This is a genomic window from Hymenobacter psychrophilus, assembly GCF_900107135.1.
Taxonomy (GTDB): domain Bacteria; phylum Bacteroidota; class Bacteroidia; order Cytophagales; family Hymenobacteraceae; genus Hymenobacter; species Hymenobacter psychrophilus.
Genome location: NZ_FNOV01000005.1, coordinates 1 through 19,326 on the forward strand (window position 1 = coordinate 1; position 19,326 = coordinate 19,326).

A 19,326-nucleotide genomic window follows, 5' to 3' on the forward strand; every position below is an offset into this window, starting at 1 on the left:
CTAGCGTTCATCCTGAGCCAGGATCAAACTCTCCATTGTAAGATTTCTCTACACCATAGCGAACTATGGCTGATGTCAAGTGCTGATCCGACCCTCATTTTGCCTGACCCGAAGGCCAGACTGATTCGCTTGTCTTATCTGCCCGAAACATTGCTGCCTCAGGCCTTACCTATATTGTCTTTTCCAGTCATTCAAAGAACGTGTGCAGACGCCGCGTTTGGCGTGTGCCGTGGACTCCGGTTGTAAGCGAAGTCGTGTTGGTGTTGAACCCCTTCCGGTTGAAGCGGGCTGCAAAGGTAAGCAGCTTTTTGATTGCTGCAAGCAAAAGAAGAAAACTTTTTTTGAAGCGAACTTCGAAGCGTTTCTTTTTTTGTTTCCTCTGGTCGCTTCCGGTTGAAGCGGGCTGCAAAGGTAAGCAGCTTTTCGGTTGGTGCAAGCCCGGAAGCAAAAAAAGTTTTTCTTCTTTTTCGGCCTTCCCGCTGTTCTGGCCGCCTTTTTAAGCGAGTCAAACAGCGAACCTGGTAGTGCTTCCGGTTGAAGCGGGGTGCAAAGGTAAGAAATTCCTTTTCACTTTCGCAACTGCCAGGGGCAACTTTTTTTCAAGTGGCTTTTTCCGAAGAAGTAGCCGTCCCCGCCGCGTTCCGGTTGGGGATGCAAAAGTGGGGTATCGGACCGGATTATGCAAACCCGGTAGGTAAAATAGCCGTAAAAGGCCCGCTTCGGCCCACACTATCAGCGACTTTGTTTTTCCAGGCTTACTAACAACCGGCTTGCTCCACCTCTATATATAAGAGAGCGGAGCAAGCCGGTTATGGAATAAAGCTGCTTTTAACGGACTGATTGCACGTATTCCTGTACTTCGCGGATGCTGGAAGGGAATACCAGCGCGTCGTATACCTGGTAGAAATTGTGCCGGTCGGCGACGCGGCTATATAAGTACTTGGCGGTTTCGATGCGGTTCTCGTCAAAAGACAAGGACTTAACCAAGCGGCGGGCGTCCTGCGACTCAATGAATGAATCGCGCAGGGCATCTCGCATAATGGCCATGCGGGCATCATCGAAGGGACGGCGCTGGATTGCCTGAAGCAAATTGTCTACTTCGGCGGGAGCCAGCTGGTAGACCGGTGCCGGGTAAGCGGGGTAGCTCGGGGCCGGGTAGGTGCCCGGATAAGGAACCGGGGCGGGCGGATAGGCTACGACTGGCGGAGCCAGTGGCACGGTGCTTATAGTACGGAGCACCGGCGGAGAGCCCGGACGGGCAAGCAGCACGAAGTTCGTTTCGAAGCCGTCGGCCAGAAAGATCTGGGTGCGGTAGTTAACTCCCCGGCCGCGGCCTACCGGAATAAAGAAGTCGGCCCAGTGGTAGCCGGGGCGCAGTTGGTCGAGGTACACCTGTGGGCGAGCACCGTGGCTGACGGACTGCCCATCGAGGGAGAGGCGGAAGATAAGACCCCGCTCGCCGGCGATACTGGCCGTAACGGGAGCCGCTTGCACAGAGCCCAAGGCCAGCAGCAGGCCACCAAGTAGCAGAAGTAGGATTCTTTTCACGGAACTGGGGAGTAAAGTGGTATACCGGGCCTAAGCCAAGGATTATGCCAAGTAGCTTCCCTCCTATCCGCACCCGCATAAAAACAGCCGCCCGGCCTGCTGAATGCAAACCGGGCGGTAGGGTTAGGCGGGCAATCGGGGCTTACTCCGCAATTCTGGTCACTTTGAACTCGGTGCGGCGGTTACGCTGGTATTGCTCCTCGGTTTTGGCATTTGGCACTACCGGGCGCGATTCGCCATATCCTTTAGCCGTAATGCGTCCGGGAGCAATGCCTTTGGAGATAATATACTCGACGGCCGACTGGGCACGGCGTTGCGAGAGGGCCTGGTTGTAGGCGTCTTTGCCGCGCGAGTCGGTGTGCGAGCTCAGCTCGATGGTGATGCGGGGGTTGTCATTGAGCGTTTCGACCAGCTTATCGAGCTCCAGGGCTGCATCGGGACGAATATTGGACTTGTCGTAATCATAGAAGATGTTTTCGACTACGATGGCCTTGTTCTTTACAATTTTGGTGAGGGTGAGCGTCACGGGTATCCGCACCTCATTCACGGGGTCGGGCAGCAGCTCCTGCGCGGGCTTACGGCCCACGGTAGTAAGCGGGCTGCGGGCCGTGAAATACCCGTCGCGGTTGGCGAGCAGGGCGTAGGTAGCGGCAGCCGAGTCGAGCTTGAAGAGAAACTTGCCGTCGGGGCCGCTGGTGGTGGTTTGGAGCTGCTGGCCATTGGAGCCGAGCAGCGCCACGGGCTGGTTGGGTACAACGGTGGTGGTGCCGGTCTGGCTGTTGCGCTCCACAACGGTACCATCGGCCACAAAGAAGACCAGTTTAATAGTGTTTTCGCGGAATTGGTACAGGTCGTCGGAGCCCTTGCCGCCGGCCCGGTTCGAGGAAAAAATACCGCCCTGCTTACCTAGGAAGTAGGGTGCGAAGTCGTCGCCGTTGCTATTGATGGGGCTACCCAGGTTCTGGACCCTGCCTTTATCGAGCTTGAAGATGTCGAGCTTGCCCAGGCCGGGGTGGCCGTCGGAGCAGAAATACAGCACGCCTTCGGGCGAAATGGCCGGGAAGCTCTCGTTGCCTACGGTGTTTATCTTATCGCCCAGGTTTTCGGGAGCACCGAAGCGGCCGGGGCCTTCCATGGCTGCCTTATACAGGTCGCTGCCACCGAAGCCGCCCTTACGGGTGGAGGCGAAGTAAAGCGTCTGGCCATCGGGCGAGAAAAACGGCGAGTATTCGTCGGCGGTGCTGCTGTTTACGCCGCGCAGGATTTCGGGCTCGGTCCAGGCGCCTTCGCGGAAGTAGGAAATCCACAAATCCACGCTCAGCAGGCCCTTTTTAGAGCCGTCGTTGGAGCGGGCAAACACCATTGTCTTGCCATCGGGCGAGTAGGTGGCGCTGGCCTCGTGGCGGTTGACCGAGTTGATTACCGGCTCCAGCTTGCGCACAGTAGCACCAGCAAGCTTCTGGTCGTCGGCGAAGCGCACAGCGTAGAGGTCGTTAAAGCCTTCACCGTTGCCGGGATACACCTTCCCTTCGCGACCCGAGGCAAATACCAGCTCCAGAGTACCGGGAATACGGGTGCCGCCGAACTCCGAGGCGGGTGTGTTCAGCTCGTCGAGTGGCATTACCTCGCTGCTGGTGCGCTGGTCGAGCAGGGCTTTAGAAGCGCGGGCATTGCGGGCTTCCGCTTCGGCCTGGGCCGCGAGCGTGCGGTTGCTGCCTACTTCAGCATACTTGGTGAACTGCTCGGCGGCTTCCTCGAACTTACCATTGGCCCGCAGTGCCAGGGCGTAGTTGTAGCTGGCATCGGCCTTCCGGGCCCCGCCATCGAGGGCAGCTTTATAGTAAGGTTCGGCCTGGTCGACGCGGTTGGACAGGCGGTAGGCTTCGGCAATCTGGTAGTTGCCCTGGGCCACATTCTTGCCCTTTGCCACATCGGCCTTATATAAGGTAAGCGCCGATTCGTATTCGCCGCGCGCAAACCGCTTGTCGGCCTTGCTCAGCCCCCCCGTGGTAGCGCAGCCCGCCAACAGGGTGGCCGAACCCACAGCAGTCCACATCAGAATAGCGTTTCTCATAATAGCAGGCAGAAGAAGAAAGGAACCAGGAGCAGGCCGCGGCGGGACTACCTATGTGCAGATAATGCGTGGATAGTGCGGCTAAGATGCAAGTTTTCCGGCGAAAAAGCCGGTTTCAGCGTTTCTGCTGTTTGTTAGGCGAAGTAACGGGTAAGCCAGGTATCGGCGGCCGGGGCCGGCCACCGCTCCAGCAGTTGCTGGCGCTGGGCAATGGTGTTGTCGAAATAAGGCGTTTCGGCCGAGAGCGTACCGGCAGCAATAGCCGGACCGAGTTGCTTACGGTCGAGCAATGTTACATGGCCATCCACCCAAAAGGCCAGCTTCGACTTTTCGAGCAACTCTACGCCCAACTGCTGCTCCACGCGCTGCACGAAACGAACCGAGGCATCAATTGAGCAGCCACTGGCGTCGGCCACACCCTCATCGAGCCCGATTACCAGAAACTGGTCGTGGAGGATAACGGCCGAGGCGGCCAGGGTCCGGCCGTGGCTGGTCCAGTCGTTGGCGAAGTGGTGCAACGTGGGCTGCACGGCAGCCTGCTCATCGGCCGTGAGGGGGCGGTTGGCCTGATAAATCCAGATGCGGGCCGTGGGCGGCAGTTGCTCGAAGGGAACGTACATAGTAAGGGGTATAGCACGAAGCTCCCGCTTCGCGTTTCGTTGAACGGTACTGTTACAACATCAGCAACGGTGCGCGAAGTGGGAGCTTCGCGCTACTACAAAGAAACAGCCCCGGCCGGAAGTTCCGGGCGGGGCTGTTTTTGATTCGGGTAGATGCAGGCCGCAACCTACGCGTTCAGGCCCTCGGCGGAAGCAATCAGCTCGGCCAGGTCGAACACCTGCACATCCTGCTCGCGCTCCTTGTTTTTTACGCCGTCGGCCATCATGGTCATGCAGAAAGGGCATGCTACGGCAATAACGCTGCCGCCGGCTGCTTTGGCCGAAGCAGGACCGGCGGGGGCGTTGCTTTCCACACCGCGCAGGTTATCTAGTACAGCGGCGGTGCCGTCGAGGGTCGCCAGGGCTTCCTCGGTGCGCTCAATGTTCACTTCTTTGTTACCGGGTTCGGCGTCTTTCCACATCTGGGCACCGCCGGCGCCGCAGCACAAACCGTTGGTTTTGCAGCGCTTCATTTCCACCAGGTCGGCGTCAAGCACCTCCAGCACGGCCCTCGGAGCCTCGTAAATGTCGTTGGCGCGGCCCAGGTAGCAGGAGTCGTGGAACGTGATGCGGCGACCCTTGAACGACTCGCCGCCCTCGGCTTTCACTTTGCCCTCGTTGATGAGTTGCTGCAGAAACGTGCTATGGTGGATTACTTCGTACTCACCGCCCAGGGCCGGGTACTCGTTTTTGATGGTGTTGAAGCAGTGCGGGCAGGCCGTGACCACCTTCTTGATGCCGTAGCCGTCGAGGGTGGCAATATTGGCCATGGCCTGCATCTGAAACAGAAACTCGTTGCCGGCGCGCTTGGCCGGGTCGCCGGTGCAGCTTTCCTCCTTGCCCAGCACGGCGTAGTTCACGCCTACATGGTCGAGGATGCGCACAAAGGCGCGCGTCACGCGCTTGTACCGGTCATCGAAGGCCCCGGCGCAACCCACCCAAAACAGGATTTCAGGACTTTCGCCCCGGGCCGCCAAATCGGCCATTACAGGAACAGAAACAGGACGCTTGGCAGTTTGCTCAGCCATTACTTGAGAAGCTAGGAGATAGTAGTTAAGAGACAGAATCTGGGGCGTGAAATGCAGATTCCAGGGAAAAAGAGGTAGAGTTGAGGAAGAAAAAATGCGCGCGGCATTTCATCCTCTAGTGCCCAACTTCTACCTCCCCTTTCTCGGCCACGAACAGGTCGTCGGCCCAATTGAAACGGTCGGAGGGTGAGAAGGCCCAGGGCGCGCCGTTGTTTTCGATGTTGCTGAACATGGCGTTCAGCGCGTTGGGAGCGGCCGATTCTTCGAGCACCAGGAAGCGGCGCATCTCGATAATGCTGTCCAGCGGGTTGATGTTCACTGGGCAGGCCTCGACGCAGGCATTGCAGGTGGTGCAGGCCCACAACTCCTCGGGCGTTACGTAGCCGCGAAGCAGCGTGTGGTTTTCCTTGTCGAGTTGCTCCTGGGGGTCGTGCTTGGCTTCTGCGCCGTACAGGGCCGGACTGAAAATAAGCGGCGCGTTGTACTTCTCCTCCATCCGGTCGCGCGTGTCCATGATGATTTTGCGGGGCGAGAGGAGCTTGCCGGTGATGTTGGCCGGGCACACCGAGGTGCAACGGCCGCACTCGGTGCACGAGTACGCATTAAGCAGATTGGTCCAAGCCAAGTCGTCCACGTCTTTGGCGCCGAAGGGCGTGGGCGCTACCACCGAGCCATCGGGGTTGGTGGCCGGAGCCGGCACCGCGTAGTTGGGGTCCATCATGGCCTTCACCTCGTGGGTGATGCTCTCCACGTTCGAGAACTGTCCCTGCGGAATCAGCCGCGAGAAAAACACGTTCGGGAAAGCCATGATAATGTGGAAGTGCTTGCTGCTGGGCAGATAATTCAGAAACAGTAGAATGCCCACAATGTGCGCCCACCAGCCCACGCGCTCCAGCATGTGCAGCACCGGTACGCTGTCGGGCAGCAGCCCAGTCAGGAACTGGCTGACCGGGAACGCGCCCGGCATGCTCAGGTTCTGGAGCTGATGCGCCTTCAGGTCGGCCGTATTCATTAGGAACAGCGCCGCCATCAGCACCACTTCCACATACAGAATGATGTTGCCGTCCATCTTGGGCCATGCCCGCATTTCGGGGCCGGTGAAGCGCTTGACCACGTTTGCGTTGCGGCGCCACCAAAAGGCCGCTACCGCCACAATTACCAGTGCGCCCAGCACCTCGTTGGTGCCGGTGAGGGCCGAGTAGGCCGGCCCGGCGAACTGCAGAAAGCGGTGGGTGCCGAACAGGCCGTCCACCATAATCTCAATCACCTCGATGTTGATGACGATAAAGCCCACGTACACAATCAGGTGCAGGAAGGCCGGCGTCAGACGCTTGAACATCTTTTGCTGACCAAAGGCCACGAGCAGCGTTTTCCAGAGCCGCTCGTTCACATGGCCGCTCATGTCCCGCTCGCGCCCCTGCAACACATTGGCCCGGATACGGCTGGCCTGCCAGGCAAACAGGCCGAAGCCCGCCAGCGCCACCAGCAGGAAGATGATGTTTTGGATAGAGAAATGCACGGGAAAAAGGTAAGTTTAGGGTTGGATCCGAAATATACTCGGTATGCATAACAATTTACCGTTTTGAAGGCAGATAGTTTCCACAATCAACATTTTTTTCGATTCTGGTTTGCAGGTTAGAAATGCTTTGCTACTTTTGTGCTCCCCAACGGCCAATAGGGCCTGCCGGGAACCACGAGCTGGTAATGTAGCTCAGTTGGTAGAGCACAGCACTGAAAATGCTGGTGTCGTTGGTTCGATTCCAATCATTACCACAAAAAAGTCCGATTCTGGTTCAGAATCGGACTTTTTTATTTTGCGGCGGCTTACTTAGCAGCACCTGCCCGCCGGCTAGCCGGCTGCACGGCGCAGACCGTGTCGCGGGCGGCCCGCGCAAAATCGTAGCCCTGTAGCACGGCCCGCTGCAGCAGGTCGCAGGCACGGGGGGCATCCTGCTGCTGTTGGGCCACGCGGGCCAGCAAAAAATAAAGCTGCCCGCTACGAGGCGTAATATCGAGCACCTCCCAGTAATCGTTCTGGGCAGCTTCGTAGCGGCCCAGCTTGAAATACGCTAGTCCCCGGAACGTCAGCAGTTGCCCCCGCAACCGCGACGGACCGCCGGCATGGCGCAACCCACCCGATAATATGCGAACAGCATCTGCGAAGTGTCGATGCTGAAACAGGGCGGCTTCGCCTTGCCATAGCCAGGCCCGGGCCAGCGTACTATCGAGGGCCAGCGCTTTTTGGTAGGCCGCCTGGGCAAGAACGGGCCGTTGAAGCGCCGCTTCGCACTGGCCCAGGCGCAGCCACAGCTGGCCCTGGAGCGCGACTGGAGCCTCGGGCAAAGCAGCTCGCAAGTCGGCGCGGGCGGCAGCATAGTCGTGCAAACCTAGCTGAGCAGCCTCGGCGCGCCGCCGCAGAGCCGGGTTGTAGCCGGGCCGGAATTGCAGCGCATCGGTGAAATAGCTGTGCGCCCCGGCCCAGTTGCCACTCGCATACGCCTGCAGCCCCCGTGCATAATTGCGCGAGCCCGACACGTAATCCATGGTAATTTTGACGGAGGCCATGAACAGCAACAGGGTCAGACCCAGCAGAGCCGTGAGCCAATAGTCGCGGCGCGTGAACTTCACCTTGCGGCGCGGAATGGAGCGGTAATGTCGTTCCTGGGCTCCGGCAGGCCGGCGGGTACGCAGTGGCTGAACCGGTACGGGCATGGGGGCTCCGTAAATGTGTTGCCCCTGTTGGCGAAAGTCCTGCTGCCGTCGGGCCTCCTCAAATCGTCGGGTTTCGGCGCGCAATTGCTGGTCGTAATGGGCGCGCCGAGCCTCGTTGCCCAACACCCGGTATGCTGCGGCTACGGTCTTAAAAAGCTCTTCATAGAGGGTATTGCCGCCATGCTTATCCGGATGATACAATACTGCTAAGCGCCTGTATGCCAATCTGATATCAGGCATCGAAGCTGTTGGCGATACACCTAGTACTTGGTAATGATTCTGGCTCAAAGTAGGGCAGTAGAGCGTAAAAATAAACCAATTTCAGACACGCCGCCGCCTTTTCCGTATGCAACGACTACCATATAATGGGTAGCAGCCCTGGTTGCCGCCGCCCAACTCTGTAACATTGTTCTCCCGCAAAAGTCTCCCCCATGGGCCTGTTCTCCACTGAAGAAGACACTTCCAAAACACCCCAGAATGATAGCCTGATAGGTAATCTGAAGGGCTACCTCGACACCCGCCTCGACTTGGTACGACTGGAAGTACAGGAAAAAGCAAAGCACGCCTTTGTAAACGTTGCCCATGGCCTTACAATGGCTGTTATTGGCTTGTTCTTTTTTCTATTTCTAAATCTGTTCCTGGCGTTTCTATTCAACGATTTGCTCGACAGCAATTTCTGGGGCTTCGGAATTATAGCCGGTTTCTACCTTGTTTTGCTGATCGTATTTGTTATGGGCGTTGACAAGGCTGCCTTCCAGACTTTGGCTGACAAAACGCTGAGCAACACCATTTATAATTCTGATAAACGCCAAGCCTAACCCGACCGATGACCGAGCTACACAACCCGTTGTTTGAAGACGAGAAAGAGTTTTTGGAGCGCCAGAAGCTTGAATATGAGCGCGCCCTGATGGGTGATGTTCAGGATATCAAGCAGAAAACCCGGCAGTTGGGCAAATACGCCGCCGTCGGGGCCGGAATAATGGGCGGTATCTGGCTGGTTTCAAAAGTATTCGGCAGCTCAAAATCTGAGAAGAAGGAAGCCAAGGCGCTGAAATCTGCCGGAAAAAACGTCTCGAAGAAGCTTAAAGCTAGTTCGGGCCGGCCTTTTGCCTCCACCACAGTCGATACTGCTGTGGCCGACGACTTGGGCTTTGGAGGGCGCCGGCTTCGGAGCAGCATGCCAGCTACTGGCAATTCTACTCCCGAAACGGATCCTTTTAAGCCTGCCACGGACTACAATGCCGTCGCGCAACCGACCAGTTTGGCTACCCGCCAATCGGAGCAGGAGCAGCCGCAGGACGCGCACAACGGCTCCGCGCAGCAGCACAACGACGCATCATCCATTATGGCTTCCACCTTCAACGCCTTCATGCAGTCGGATACAGGCAAGATGTTGGTGGCCCAGGCTACGGCCGTAGCGCTGGCTTTTGTCGCTAAGAAGGCCGGTGAATATTTGCCAATCCTTAAAAATACCGACCTTGCATCCTCGGATGAGCCGCGCAAAGAGCCGGAAACCCGGGATATTGAGTTCACTTACCACGACGACGACGCGGATGCGCCCAGCCAGCCTGCATGATACGTTCAGCCATAACCGCCAATCAGGCCGGAAGTCGCTGGCTGTTCTGCTGGACCCCGACAATATAGATGAGCCCGGCTGCCAGCGGCTGCTGGAGCTGGGCCAGCAGCATCAGATAGATTACTTTTTTGTGGGTGGCAGTCTGGTGCTAAGTTCGCACCAGGCTGCCCTCATCCGTTTTATCAAGGACCGTTCCAACGTACCGGTGCTGCTCTTTCCCAGCCACAGCATGCACCTCGACTCGCAGGCTGATGGCATATTGTTGCTGTCGTTGATTTCGGGCCGCAACCCGGAGTTTTTAATTGGCCAACATGTAGTTGCGGCCCCGCGGCTGCGCGAAAGTGGCCTCCAGATTCTGCCCACTGGCTACATGCTGGTCGATAGTGGCCGCCAGACCACGGCGAGTTACGTTAGCGGCACCACGCCCCTGCCCCACGACAAGCCAGCCATTGCGGCCTGTACTGCCATGGCCGGCGAACAGCTCGGCCTGCGCCTCATTTACCTCGATGGCGGTAGCGGCGCCCTGTACCCCGTTTCTCCGGCCATGATCCGGGCCGTACGCCAGGCCGTTGACTTGCCTATTATTGTGGGCGGCGGCCTCAACAGCACCGAAAAAGCCCGCGCCGCCCTTCAGGCCGGCGCCGACATTATCGTTGTTGGTAACCATATTGAGAAAAATCCCGACTTCCTGGCTGAAGTTGCCCGCGTAATTACAGACTTTGCAGATGCTGCAAATAGCGCAGATGCGTTCGGTAGTGAAGAAAACGACACTGCTCCCACGCACAAAAGCATCTTATCGGCCTAAGAACTGACATTAACTGACATCACCGACCTCCAAACCGAAACGGCCTCGATTGTACCAATGTACAATCGAGGCCGTTTCGGTTTTACCACTCTACAAACGCCGCAGAACGAATCTGCGTTATCTACGGCACCTGCAAAACCTGTGATTAGATATTCATAGCCGACTCGCGACGGCGCATTTTGCCAGCCGGAATACCGAACATCATTTTGAAGCGGCGGCAGAAGTACGCCGTGTCCTTGTAGCCAACCTCCTTGCCGATGTCGCGAATGCTCTTTTTAGTGGTGCGGAGCAGGAACACGGCGCGCTCCATGCGCTGGTACTCGATGTAGTCCTGAGGGTTGATGCCAGTGAGCATCTTGAAATACTGTCCCACATAATCCTCGCTCACGTTGGCTACGCCCGAGAGAACCTTATTCGAGAGGTCGCCGCCGATGTTCTCCTTGATATAGTTGAACAGGTCGATCAGGCGCGGGTCCTTGAAGTAGGTGCTATTGGTTGCCAGCTGCTCCACGAACATCTTGTTTTTCAGGATGTAACGCACAATTTCCACCACAATGTTCTCGGTATAGATTGTGATGAGCCGCTCGCGGCCGGGCAACTCCTGCAGGCTTTCCTCTACCACCTTGATGATGAGGTTGGCCAGTTTGGAGTTGTTGGTGATGAGGAAGGCCGGCACATCGAGCGAGGCGAAGAAATTCACCGAGTCGAATACCTTGGCCTCGAAGCTCACAAAAGAGTGGCTCTCCTCGGCGTCGCCGATCAGGTCGAGGTCAGAGTTGGAGTGGAAGAACTTATCCTTGTTGGTGATGAGGTCGTCGTTGGTAATGCTTTTACTCGAAAGCTCACCGTAGGTCACCTTGGTAGCGCGGCCGCCGGGAATGAAGAGCATTTCGCCCTCTTCTACCACCTGCTCTTCGTCGCCAAAGGAAATGTGGCCTTTATGCAACAGAATGAGGTTGTTACCAACATCGTAGGAGTTGCGCACCGTGAAGGGCTGTTGCAGCACCAAATTCTTCGCCTTAATGTACCGAACACCCAGCGACTCTATTACTTTATTATAATCTTCCATCGGTAAACAGAGCGAAAAAGTTGAGAAAGGTAAACCAAGAAATAGTATCCTAGGTTTATCTAATGCAAAATAAGATATAAAAATTCACAAAAACACAAAACCCAGCCTAAATTAGGCTGGGTTTTGTGCAATAGTTCTGAATAATAGGCAATTCAGTTTCTATTTGAGAATTTCCCTTGAGATTACAATTTTCTGAATCTCGGAAGTTCCCTCATAAATCTGGGTGATTTTGGCGTCGCGCATCATCCGCTCCACGTGGTATTCCTTCACGAAACCGTAGCCGCCGTGCACCTGAACGGCCTCTACGGCCGTGTCCATGGCCACCTTCGAGGCGAACAGCTTGGCCATAGCGCCCGACTTGGCGTAATCTTGGTGGGCGTCCTTGTCGTGGGCAGCCTGCAGGCAGAGCAAACGGGCGGCGTCGATATTGGTAGCCATGTCGGCCAGCTTGAACTGGATGGCCTGGTGCTGAGAAATCGGCACGCCGAACGCCTTGCGCTCCTGGGCGTACTTCAACGACAGCTCATAGGCACCCGAGGCAATGCCCAGCGCCTGGGCAGCAATACCAATACGGCCGCCGGCCAGTACCTGCATGGCAAACTTAAAGCCGAAGCCGTCGTCGCCGATGCGGTTCTCCTTGGGCACCTTCACATCGGTAAACTGCAGCGAGCAAGTGTCGGAACCGCGGATGCCGAGCTTGTTCTCCTTGGGGCTGGTTACGAAACCATCCATACCCTTATCCACGATGAGCACGTTGATGCCGCGGTGCTTGGCTTCGGGGTTGGTTTGGGCTACCACAAGGTATACCGAGGCCGTGGTGCCGTTGGTAATCCAGTTTTTGGTGCCGTTGAGCAGGTAGTGGTCGCCTTTGTCTTCGGCGGTGGTGCGCTGCATGGTGGCATCGGAGCCGGCTTCGGGCTCGGAAAGGGCGAAGGCGCCGATGATTTCGCCGGAGGTCAGGCCGGGCAGATACTTGCGCTTCTGCTCCTCGTTGCCATACTTCTCCAGGCCCCAGCACACCAGCGAGTTGTTCACGCTCATGATAACGGAGCAGGAAGCATCAACCTTGCTGATTTCTTCCATGGCCAGCACGTAGCTCACGGTGTCCATGCCGCCGCCGCCGTACTCGGGGCTTACCATCATGCCCATTAAGCCCAGCTCGCCCATCTTCTTGATTTGCTCGGCGGGGAATTTTTGGTGCTCGTCGCGCTCAATTACACCGGCCCACAGCTCGCTTTGGGCAAATTCGCGGGCAGCGGCCTGTACGGCCAATTGTTCTTCGGTAAGCTGGAAATCCATGCAGTAAGGTGGGTGGGGTGGGAAAATCTGATAGTTGATTTGGCGCAGATAAGCCGCGGCCGGACAAAATTACGCAATCGGGCGTTGGGCAGTAGCGTTCTAACACAAAACCTAGGCAAAGAGTTGACGGCCACTCCTACTCTGCTTGCATTGGCAAATAAAAAGCCGCTTCCAGGAGCCTGGAAGCGGCTTTTTGTATTGGGCTAATCCGGATTAGTTGTTGCGACGGCCACCCAGGAATAGGCTCACATAGTAAAGCAGCGTCGCCAGGGAACTGAGGGCGGCCACTACGTAGGTCATGGCGGCCCACCACAGCGCGTCTTTGGCCATGGCGTGCTCCTGGGGCGTTACAATGCCGCGCTTATCAATCCAGGCCAGGGCCCGCTTCGAGGCATCAAACTCGACGGGCAGCGTGACGAAGGAGAACAGCGTAGTAAGCGAGAACAGCACAATGCCGATGCCCAGCGGCACCTTAGTCGTCTGCATCATCAGGATGCCGGCCAGCAGAATCCAGGGCATGAAGCGCGAAACTGAGCCCAGCGCCGGCACCATAGCCGAACGGAATTTCAGCATGCTGTAGGCCGTGGCGTGCTGCACGGCGTGGCCGCACTCGTGGGCGGCTACCGCAGCAGCAGCAGCACTGCGCTCCGAATACACGGCCTCGCTCAGGTTCACGGTTTTGTCGGCCGGGTTGTAGTGGTCGGTCAGGCGGCCTTCGGTGCTGATGACGCGCACATCGGTAATACCGTTGTCGGCGAGCATCAATTCGGCAATTTGTTTGCCGGAGAGGCCGTTCTGAAGGCCAACCTGGGAGTACTGCTCGAACTTGCTCTTGAGGCGGCGCTGGATGATCCAGCTGGCCACCATGGCAATTAGCACGATAATATAAGCGGGAGTCATTTGGAACATGATGGCAGAAAGTCGGGTGTGCTGGTAAAACAATGGGCCGCCGGATTTCGTGCCGGCCGGCGCTACGGGGTCTGGCTGATGCGCTCGACGATGCGGGTGGTGCTGTAGCCTGGTACCAGCGGCACCGTGAGCACCCGGCCGCCGCGGGCCAGCACTGTTTCGTGGCCCACAATCTGGCTGATGGCGTAATCGTCACCTTTCACCAGAATATCGGGCTGCACGGCTTCGATGAGAGCCAGCGGGGTCTGCTCGTCGAAGAGCGTCACGGCATCAACAAACAAAAGAGAGGCCAGAACCCGGCCGCGTGACACTTCGTCCTGCAACGGCCGGCCGGGCTTGAGACGGCCTACCGAAGCGTCAGTGTTCAGGCCAACCACCAGTCGCTGGCCCAGGTGCCGGGCCTTTTCGAGGTAATCGACGTGGCCCAGGTGTAGTAAATCGAAGCAGCCATTGGTGAACACCACTTGCTCGCCAGCCGCCTGCCAGCCAGCCACGGCGGCCACTAGGTCTTCGCGACTCAGGATTTTATCTTTCGACCACATGGCTCCGGGAGTTTATAAGTTGAAAAGAACCTCATGCAGCGCGAAGGGCACTATAACGTTCTACTGTAAATCTACTGCTGCTATAATGCCTCGCTCTCCAGCGCTACTTCGGACACCCCCCGGCGTTTAGCTCCCTTGCCCGACTTAATCATGCTGGCAGCAAAGCTGATACCACCCATCAGCACCACCAGCAGCGTTTGAGAGCCATGCACCACCAGCGCGTAGGCAATGCCGGCCTCCCGGCTGACGCCGTACACCAGCAGCACGCTCTGCACCATAATATGGAAGGGCCCGATGCCACCGGCCACCGGCGCAGCCATGCCCAACGCCCCGAACGTGAGCACCGCCAAGCCCGCGCGCATGCCCAGGTCGTAGGTTTCGGGGAAGGCGAAAAAGGCCAGGTAATCCATCAGGTAATACACGGCCCAGGTGAAGAAGGTGTGGAACAGAAACAGCCCCTTGTTCTCCAGCTTCAGCACGCTGAACGCCCCGGCCAGCACCCCCTTCACGAAGCCCACGGCCTTGCTGAACAGCGCGTTCTGGCGCAGCCGCTCCAGGTTGCGGAATACGGCGTAGCCCAGGCCCAGCAGCAGCAGCAGCGCAATGCCCAGCGCCACCAGCAGGGGCGTGCGGTTGCGGGCCAGCTCATCGTATTTGCCGGCCAGCAGTTTCTCAGTTACAAAATTCCAAAAGGTGTTGAAATCGAGGAGCAGAACAGTGGCCAGCAAACCCAGCAACACCAGCACGTCGATTACCCGCTCGGTTACTACCGTGCCCAGCGCCACCTGCACCGGCACGCCGCTGGTGCGCCGCAGCACCGAGCAGCGGATAACCTCACCCATGCGCGGCAGCACCAGGTTAGCCAGGTAGCCCACCATCATGGCGTGGTACACGTCCCAGTATTTCGGGTGGTGGCCGGTGGGTTCAATCTGCATTTTCCAGCGGTAGGCCCGACTGAAGTAACCAAATGCCGACAATATCAGCGTGAGTAGCAGCCACCAGTAGTTTGCCTCGCGCACGTACTGCCCAATACGGCTTAAGTCCTGCCCCTGCAGCGCATACCACATCAGCAGCGCCGATACAGATAGCAACAGGGTATATTTTACGACGTTGAGAACTTGCTTCATAGACTGTATTGGACCTGTCGTGCGCTATGCTACCGTTATAAGGGCACGCCAGCAAAAAAAGGCTGGCCATTCCGCGAGAAGAACAGCCAGCCGTTACCGGAACAATCGGGCGCACCGCTAGGCTACCCGGTTGTGCTGGTCGGGAAAGATAACGGTGGGCTGGTGGGCTTTAGCTTCAGCAAAGTCGATCAGAGCGTAGGAGATGATAATGACAATATCGCCTACGGCTACGCGGCGGGCAGCCGGGCCGTTCAGGCAAATCATGCCCGAGCCCCGCTCACCCTTAATGGTGTAGGTTTCGAACCGCTCACCGTTGTTGATATTGACAATGGTCACCTTTTCGTTTTCCACCATGTTGGCCGCGTCGAGCAGGTCTTCATCAATGGTGATGCTGCCCACATAGTGCAACTCGGCCTGGGTAACCTTAACGCGGTGAATTTTCGACTTGAGAACTTCGATATGCATGTGCGAAAGCAACAGATACTGTTTGGGGTCCAAAGATACGGACAGGGAAACAGTGAATTGTTGAAATGGCCAGTTTGACGTTTGAATGTCCTTGCTTATACCATCCGGGCCCCAAGTCGCCCAAACACAAGCACAGTATCCCGTCAATTCGCTGGCACTTTATTCCACTCCAACTACCACGTTATCAATCAGCCGGACGCCGCCCAGATGGGCGGCCAGGCACAGCACCACGGATCGGCCGGTGTAATTCTCAGTGAGAGGCTGTAGCGTATCGGCATCGGCCACAGCTATGTACTCAAGCTCCAGGTCGGGCACGGCCGCCAAGTGCCCGCGCACAGCAGCCTGCACTGCCGGGCCGGTCTGGCCGGCCCGCACAAACTGTGCGGCCGCTTGCAAGCACTCATAGAGACGCGGAGCCTGCGCCCGGGCCTCGGGGCTCAGCCGCCGGTTGCGCGACGACATGGCCAGCCCGTCGGGTTCGCGCACCGTGGGAAAGGCCACTAGTTCCAAGTCGAAAGTCAGGTCGCTGATAAGCTGGCGTACAATGGCAACTTGCTGGAAATCCTTTTGCCCGAAATACGCACGGTGAGGTCGGCTCAGGTGAAACAGCTTGCTGACCACTGTAGCTACCCCATTGAAGTGGCCGGGCCGGTGCTCGCCCTCCATAACTCGTTCCAGGGCCCCAAAATCGAACTGCACAACTGCCGGGCGAGGGTACATTTCGGCTACCGATGGGAGAAACAACGCCGTGCAGCCGGCTGGGGCCAACATAACGGCATCAGCCTCGGGCAGGCGCGGGTAAAGGCGGAAGTCGTCGGGGTTGTTGAACTGGGTTGGATTGACGAAAATGCTCGCTATTACCACGTCGCACTCGGCGGCGGCGGCCCGTACTAGTTGCAAATGGCCTTCGTGCAACGCACCCATAGTAGGCACCAAGCCAATCTGTTGGCCGGTACGCCGACAGTTTTCGGTGTAGGCTTGCAACGCGGCAGCGGTAGTGAGTATCTCCATAAAGCAAAGGCGACCTAGCCAGGGGTAGGAAGGCGGACTAGAATGAAATTTCCCTCAAAAATGCTTAATTTTGTGCATCCCAAAGTGTTGCCTTCCTTCAATAACTCCAACTGACCATTTATGTCGAAGTTGAAAATACTCTATGCTGCCACGGAAATTGATCCGTTTTTGCAGACCACCAAGGTAGCGGAGTTTTTGCGGCGCTTGCCGCAGGGAATGCAGGAAATGGGGATGGAAATCCGCATTTTTGTACCCCGTTTTGGCATTATCAACGAGCGGAAAAACCGACTGCACGAAGTGGTACGCCTCTCGGGCATCAATATTGCCGTGGGCGAAGACGAAAAGCCCCTCATTATTAAGGTAGCTTCTATCCCCAACGCCAAGCTGCAGGTATACTTTATTGATAACGAGGATTATTTCCACCGCAAATCGGTACTGGTCGACAAGAACGATAAATTTCATTCCGACAACGACGAACGAGCCATCTTTTTCTGCAAAGGTGTACTCGAAACGGTTAAAAAACTCGGCTGGGCGCCCGATATCGTGCATTGCAACGACTGGATGACGGGCCTGATTCCGATGTATCTGAAAACGACCTACAAAAAGGACCCGATTTTCAAGGATGCCAAGTCAGTGTTCACGATTTACAGCAACGAATTTGACTTCAAATTCGACGCCGATATTGTGGAGAAGGCCAAGATGCTCGATATCGATGACGACATGCTCGCGTCGTTGAAGACGGCCGATTTCGGCGGCTTCATCAAAATGGGTATGGAATACGCCGATATGGTGGTGAAATCAGACGAAGATTTCAGCGAAAACATGGAAGCGCTGTTCACCGAATATTCAACCAACAAGCAAATTGAACAGGTTGCCGCCGACGACGACCTGCTGACCTCTTACTACGCGCTCTATAATGAACTGGCCAACTAGCGCCGGCCGACTTGCGTCGGTTTCCCTGCTCGGGATTACACTGCTGGGCCTGACCAGCGGCTGCGAAAAAGCTACCGACCTGGGTTTAGAACTACCCGGCACGTCGCCCATTTCGGCTACTTACCTCGATTTGTCGGTCAAGGCTTCTACGGTGCGCCAGCCAGTGGTACAAACCGTGAAGGCCAACAGCGCACTGGTGGGCCGCATACGCGACTCATTTGTGGGCACTACCACCGCCGCCGCCGCCCTGAACCTGCTGGTGCTGCCAGCACTTTCGCCGCTGGATTCCTTGCCGGCCAAATTCACTGATGCCCGCCTCGATTCGGCGGTGTTCAGCCTTACATTCGACCAAGTGTATGGTTCGGCCACCCAGCCGTTGGTGCTTGATGTACTGCCTTTAAAGCAGGCGCTTGATGAACGGACGGTGTATAATTCGACTACTGCGGTAGAAACGAATGCGCCGCTGGTGAGCAGCTTTGCAGCCGTGCTCAACCGCGACAATATCATACAGCTACCGACTAGTAACTCCCCGGATGTCATCACCGTGGCTTCGCCCCAGCGTACTATTCGGATTCCGTTGCTTAAACCGGGTGGTACTGCGCCACTGGTAAGTTCGGTTTTTGCCGCCATGACCTCGAACGCCGCCTTCAACCAGAGTACGCTCGACGGGCTCTGGAAAGGGGTGCTGCTACAGCCCAGCGCGAGCCATTCGGGTAACATAATAGGCATTCCGCGTGCGGCCAGTCGGACAATTAATGTGATTACGTTTTACTTCCGTACTGGTACTGAAGGAAAGCGGCGCAGCTACTCCATCTACTTGGCTAACATTGCCCCCCCGACGCAGGCTGGCTCCTTCACTGATGGGCGCTATTTCACCCAACTCACTACCGATTTTACCGGGGGTGCGCTGGCTGGCCTAACGCCCCAGAATCCGCTGACAGCCGCAAGAACCAACGGCCTGACATACGTGCAGGAAGGCACGGGGCTGAACACCCGGCTGGAGTTTACAGGCCCAGAGCTGGATTCCCTACGCAACAACCCCACGTTGGTCATCAACCGGGCCGAACTACTTATTCCGGTTCGGCAGCTCAGTAACGGCTTGTTCCCCTACCCTTCTGCCCTCTACCTGTATGAGGTCAATGACACCAACCAGATTCTGACGCGCCAGAGCGGAGCTTCAACCATCGACCGCTTGGTGCAGCAGGATGAGCCGGTTCAGCTCAGCAGTGGCGCGCTCGTATTGCCCTCTTCTACTGGAGTGGGCTATCCAGCGCCAGTGCTGGTTCCATTCGGACAAAATCCAACCCAGTTCTATACGGTCAGCATCACCAAATACCTGCAGGTTTTCCTGCAGAACCGCTTCAACACGGGAGAGGACCGGCCTTCGGGCTTGCTACTCTCACCAGCCCTGCGCAACAGCGAAGGGCTGTTGCTACCGCAGCAAAGTGGTACAGTAGCTAACCTAAACCTGAACCGTGCCCAGCTCGATGCCAACAACATCCGGTTGCGCGTATACTATTCCAAACTTCAGTAAGGAGTAATAGTCCTTCATCGGCCTTAGGGCGGCAC

At 57.1% G+C, this 19,326-nt stretch carries 18 protein-coding genes and 1 tRNA gene; 6 read left to right on the top strand and 13 right to left on the bottom strand.

The window, feature by feature from the left end:
• Positions 1-828 precede the first annotated feature (828 nt).
• The 5 genes from BLW21_RS08380 to BLW21_RS08400 form a co-directional block, all read right to left on the bottom strand.
• Positions 829-1,548 (bottom strand): proline and serine-rich protein 1 family protein, encoded by a 720-nt coding sequence (locus BLW21_RS08380; RefSeq protein WP_092739014.1) that lies wholly within the window; start codon positions 1,546-1,548, stop codon positions 829-831.
• A 142-nt stretch (positions 1,549-1,690) separates the two neighbouring features.
• On the bottom strand, positions 1,691-3,622 hold the full coding sequence (locus tag BLW21_RS08385; RefSeq protein WP_245711845.1) for a CHU_0125 family OmpA-like outer membrane integrity protein: 1,932 nt from the start codon (positions 3,620-3,622) through the stop codon (positions 1,691-1,693).
• A gap of 134 nt (positions 3,623-3,756) precedes the next feature.
• Positions 3,757-4,242, bottom strand: a complete 486-nt coding sequence (locus tag BLW21_RS08390) for a hypothetical protein (RefSeq protein WP_092739016.1) — start codon at positions 4,240-4,242, stop codon at positions 3,757-3,759.
• A gap of 167 nt (positions 4,243-4,409) precedes the next feature.
• On the bottom strand, positions 4,410-5,309 hold the full coding sequence (locus tag BLW21_RS08395) for a (Fe-S)-binding protein (RefSeq protein WP_245711846.1): 900 nt from the start codon (positions 5,307-5,309) through the stop codon (positions 4,410-4,412).
• A gap of 115 nt (positions 5,310-5,424) precedes the next feature.
• Complete coding sequence (locus tag BLW21_RS08400) at positions 5,425-6,828, bottom strand: 4Fe-4S dicluster domain-containing protein (protein WP_092739018.1); 1,404 nt, start codon at positions 6,826-6,828, stop codon at positions 5,425-5,427.
• Positions 6,829-7,009: 181 nt separating this feature from the next.
• Between BLW21_RS08400 and BLW21_RS08405 the strand changes: the two genes are divergently transcribed.
• Positions 7,010-7,082 (top strand) — tRNA-Phe (locus tag BLW21_RS08405).
• 51 nt (positions 7,083-7,133) lie between these two features.
• On the opposite strand, the gene BLW21_RS08410 is transcribed toward BLW21_RS08405, so the two are convergent.
• Entirely contained in the window at positions 7,134-8,309 is a 1,176-nt protein-coding gene (locus BLW21_RS08410; protein ID WP_262490436.1) for a J domain-containing protein, read from the bottom strand.
• A gap of 143 nt (positions 8,310-8,452) precedes the next feature.
• On the opposite strand from BLW21_RS08410, the gene BLW21_RS08415 reads away from it, so the two are divergent.
• The 3 genes from BLW21_RS08415 to BLW21_RS08425 are packed head-to-tail and all read left to right on the top strand — an operon-like array spanning position 8,453 to position 10,402.
• Entirely contained in the window at positions 8,453-8,839 is a 387-nt protein-coding gene (locus tag BLW21_RS08415; protein WP_092739020.1) for a phage holin family protein, read from the top strand.
• 8 nt (positions 8,840-8,847) lie between these two features.
• Positions 8,848-9,597 (top strand): hypothetical protein, encoded by a 750-nt coding sequence (locus BLW21_RS08420; protein ID WP_092739021.1) that lies wholly within the window; start codon positions 8,848-8,850, stop codon positions 9,595-9,597.
• Complete coding sequence (locus BLW21_RS08425) at positions 9,575-10,402, top strand: phosphoglycerol geranylgeranyltransferase (protein ID WP_245711864.1); 828 nt, start codon at positions 9,575-9,577, stop codon at positions 10,400-10,402. The genes BLW21_RS08420 and BLW21_RS08425 overlap by 23 nt, the downstream gene beginning before the upstream one ends.
• 145 nt (positions 10,403-10,547) lie before the next feature.
• On the opposite strand, the gene BLW21_RS08430 is transcribed toward BLW21_RS08425, so the two are convergent.
• From BLW21_RS08430 to panC, 7 genes are all read right to left on the bottom strand, one after another.
• Positions 10,548-11,471: a helix-turn-helix domain-containing protein gene (locus BLW21_RS08430; RefSeq protein ID WP_092739022.1), complete on the bottom strand. Its 924-nt coding sequence runs from the start codon at positions 11,469-11,471 to the stop codon at positions 10,548-10,550.
• 159 nt (positions 11,472-11,630) lie between these two features.
• Complete coding sequence (locus BLW21_RS08435; RefSeq protein WP_092739023.1) at positions 11,631-12,770, bottom strand: acyl-CoA dehydrogenase family protein; 1,140 nt, start codon at positions 12,768-12,770, stop codon at positions 11,631-11,633.
• A gap of 213 nt (positions 12,771-12,983) precedes the next feature.
• Positions 12,984-13,670, bottom strand: a complete 687-nt coding sequence (locus BLW21_RS08440) for a zinc metallopeptidase (RefSeq protein WP_092739520.1) — start codon at positions 13,668-13,670, stop codon at positions 12,984-12,986.
• A gap of 71 nt (positions 13,671-13,741) precedes the next feature.
• The gene (rfaE2, locus tag BLW21_RS08445) at positions 13,742-14,221 is read right to left on the bottom strand and encodes a D-glycero-beta-D-manno-heptose 1-phosphate adenylyltransferase (RefSeq protein WP_092739024.1); all 480 of its coding nucleotides are present in this window, start codon (positions 14,219-14,221) and stop codon (positions 13,742-13,744) included.
• 80 nt (positions 14,222-14,301) lie between these two features.
• The gene (locus BLW21_RS08450) at positions 14,302-15,348 is read right to left on the bottom strand and encodes a lysylphosphatidylglycerol synthase transmembrane domain-containing protein (protein ID WP_092739025.1); all 1,047 of its coding nucleotides are present in this window, start codon (positions 15,346-15,348) and stop codon (positions 14,302-14,304) included.
• 117 nt (positions 15,349-15,465) lie between these two features.
• A complete protein-coding gene (panD, locus tag BLW21_RS08455) occupies positions 15,466-15,813 on the bottom strand; it encodes an aspartate 1-decarboxylase (protein ID WP_019948715.1) in 348 nt (115 codons plus the stop codon).
• A gap of 159 nt (positions 15,814-15,972) precedes the next feature.
• Positions 15,973-16,824 carry a pantoate--beta-alanine ligase gene (gene panC, locus BLW21_RS08460; protein WP_092739026.1) on the bottom strand — a complete coding sequence of 284 codons (852 nt, stop codon included), beginning with the start codon at positions 16,822-16,824 and terminating at the stop codon, positions 15,973-15,975.
• A gap of 120 nt (positions 16,825-16,944) precedes the next feature.
• On the opposite strand from panC, the gene BLW21_RS08465 reads away from it, so the two are divergent.
• Positions 16,945-17,757, top strand: coding sequence for a glycogen/starch synthase (locus BLW21_RS08465; RefSeq protein ID WP_092739027.1), 813 nt, complete (start codon positions 16,945-16,947; stop codon positions 17,755-17,757).
• Positions 17,741-19,291 (top strand): DUF4270 family protein, encoded by a 1,551-nt coding sequence (locus tag BLW21_RS08470; RefSeq protein WP_092739028.1) that lies wholly within the window; start codon positions 17,741-17,743, stop codon positions 19,289-19,291. The genes BLW21_RS08465 and BLW21_RS08470 overlap by 17 nt, the downstream gene beginning before the upstream one ends.
• The last annotated feature ends 35 nt before the right edge of the window (positions 19,292-19,326 follow it).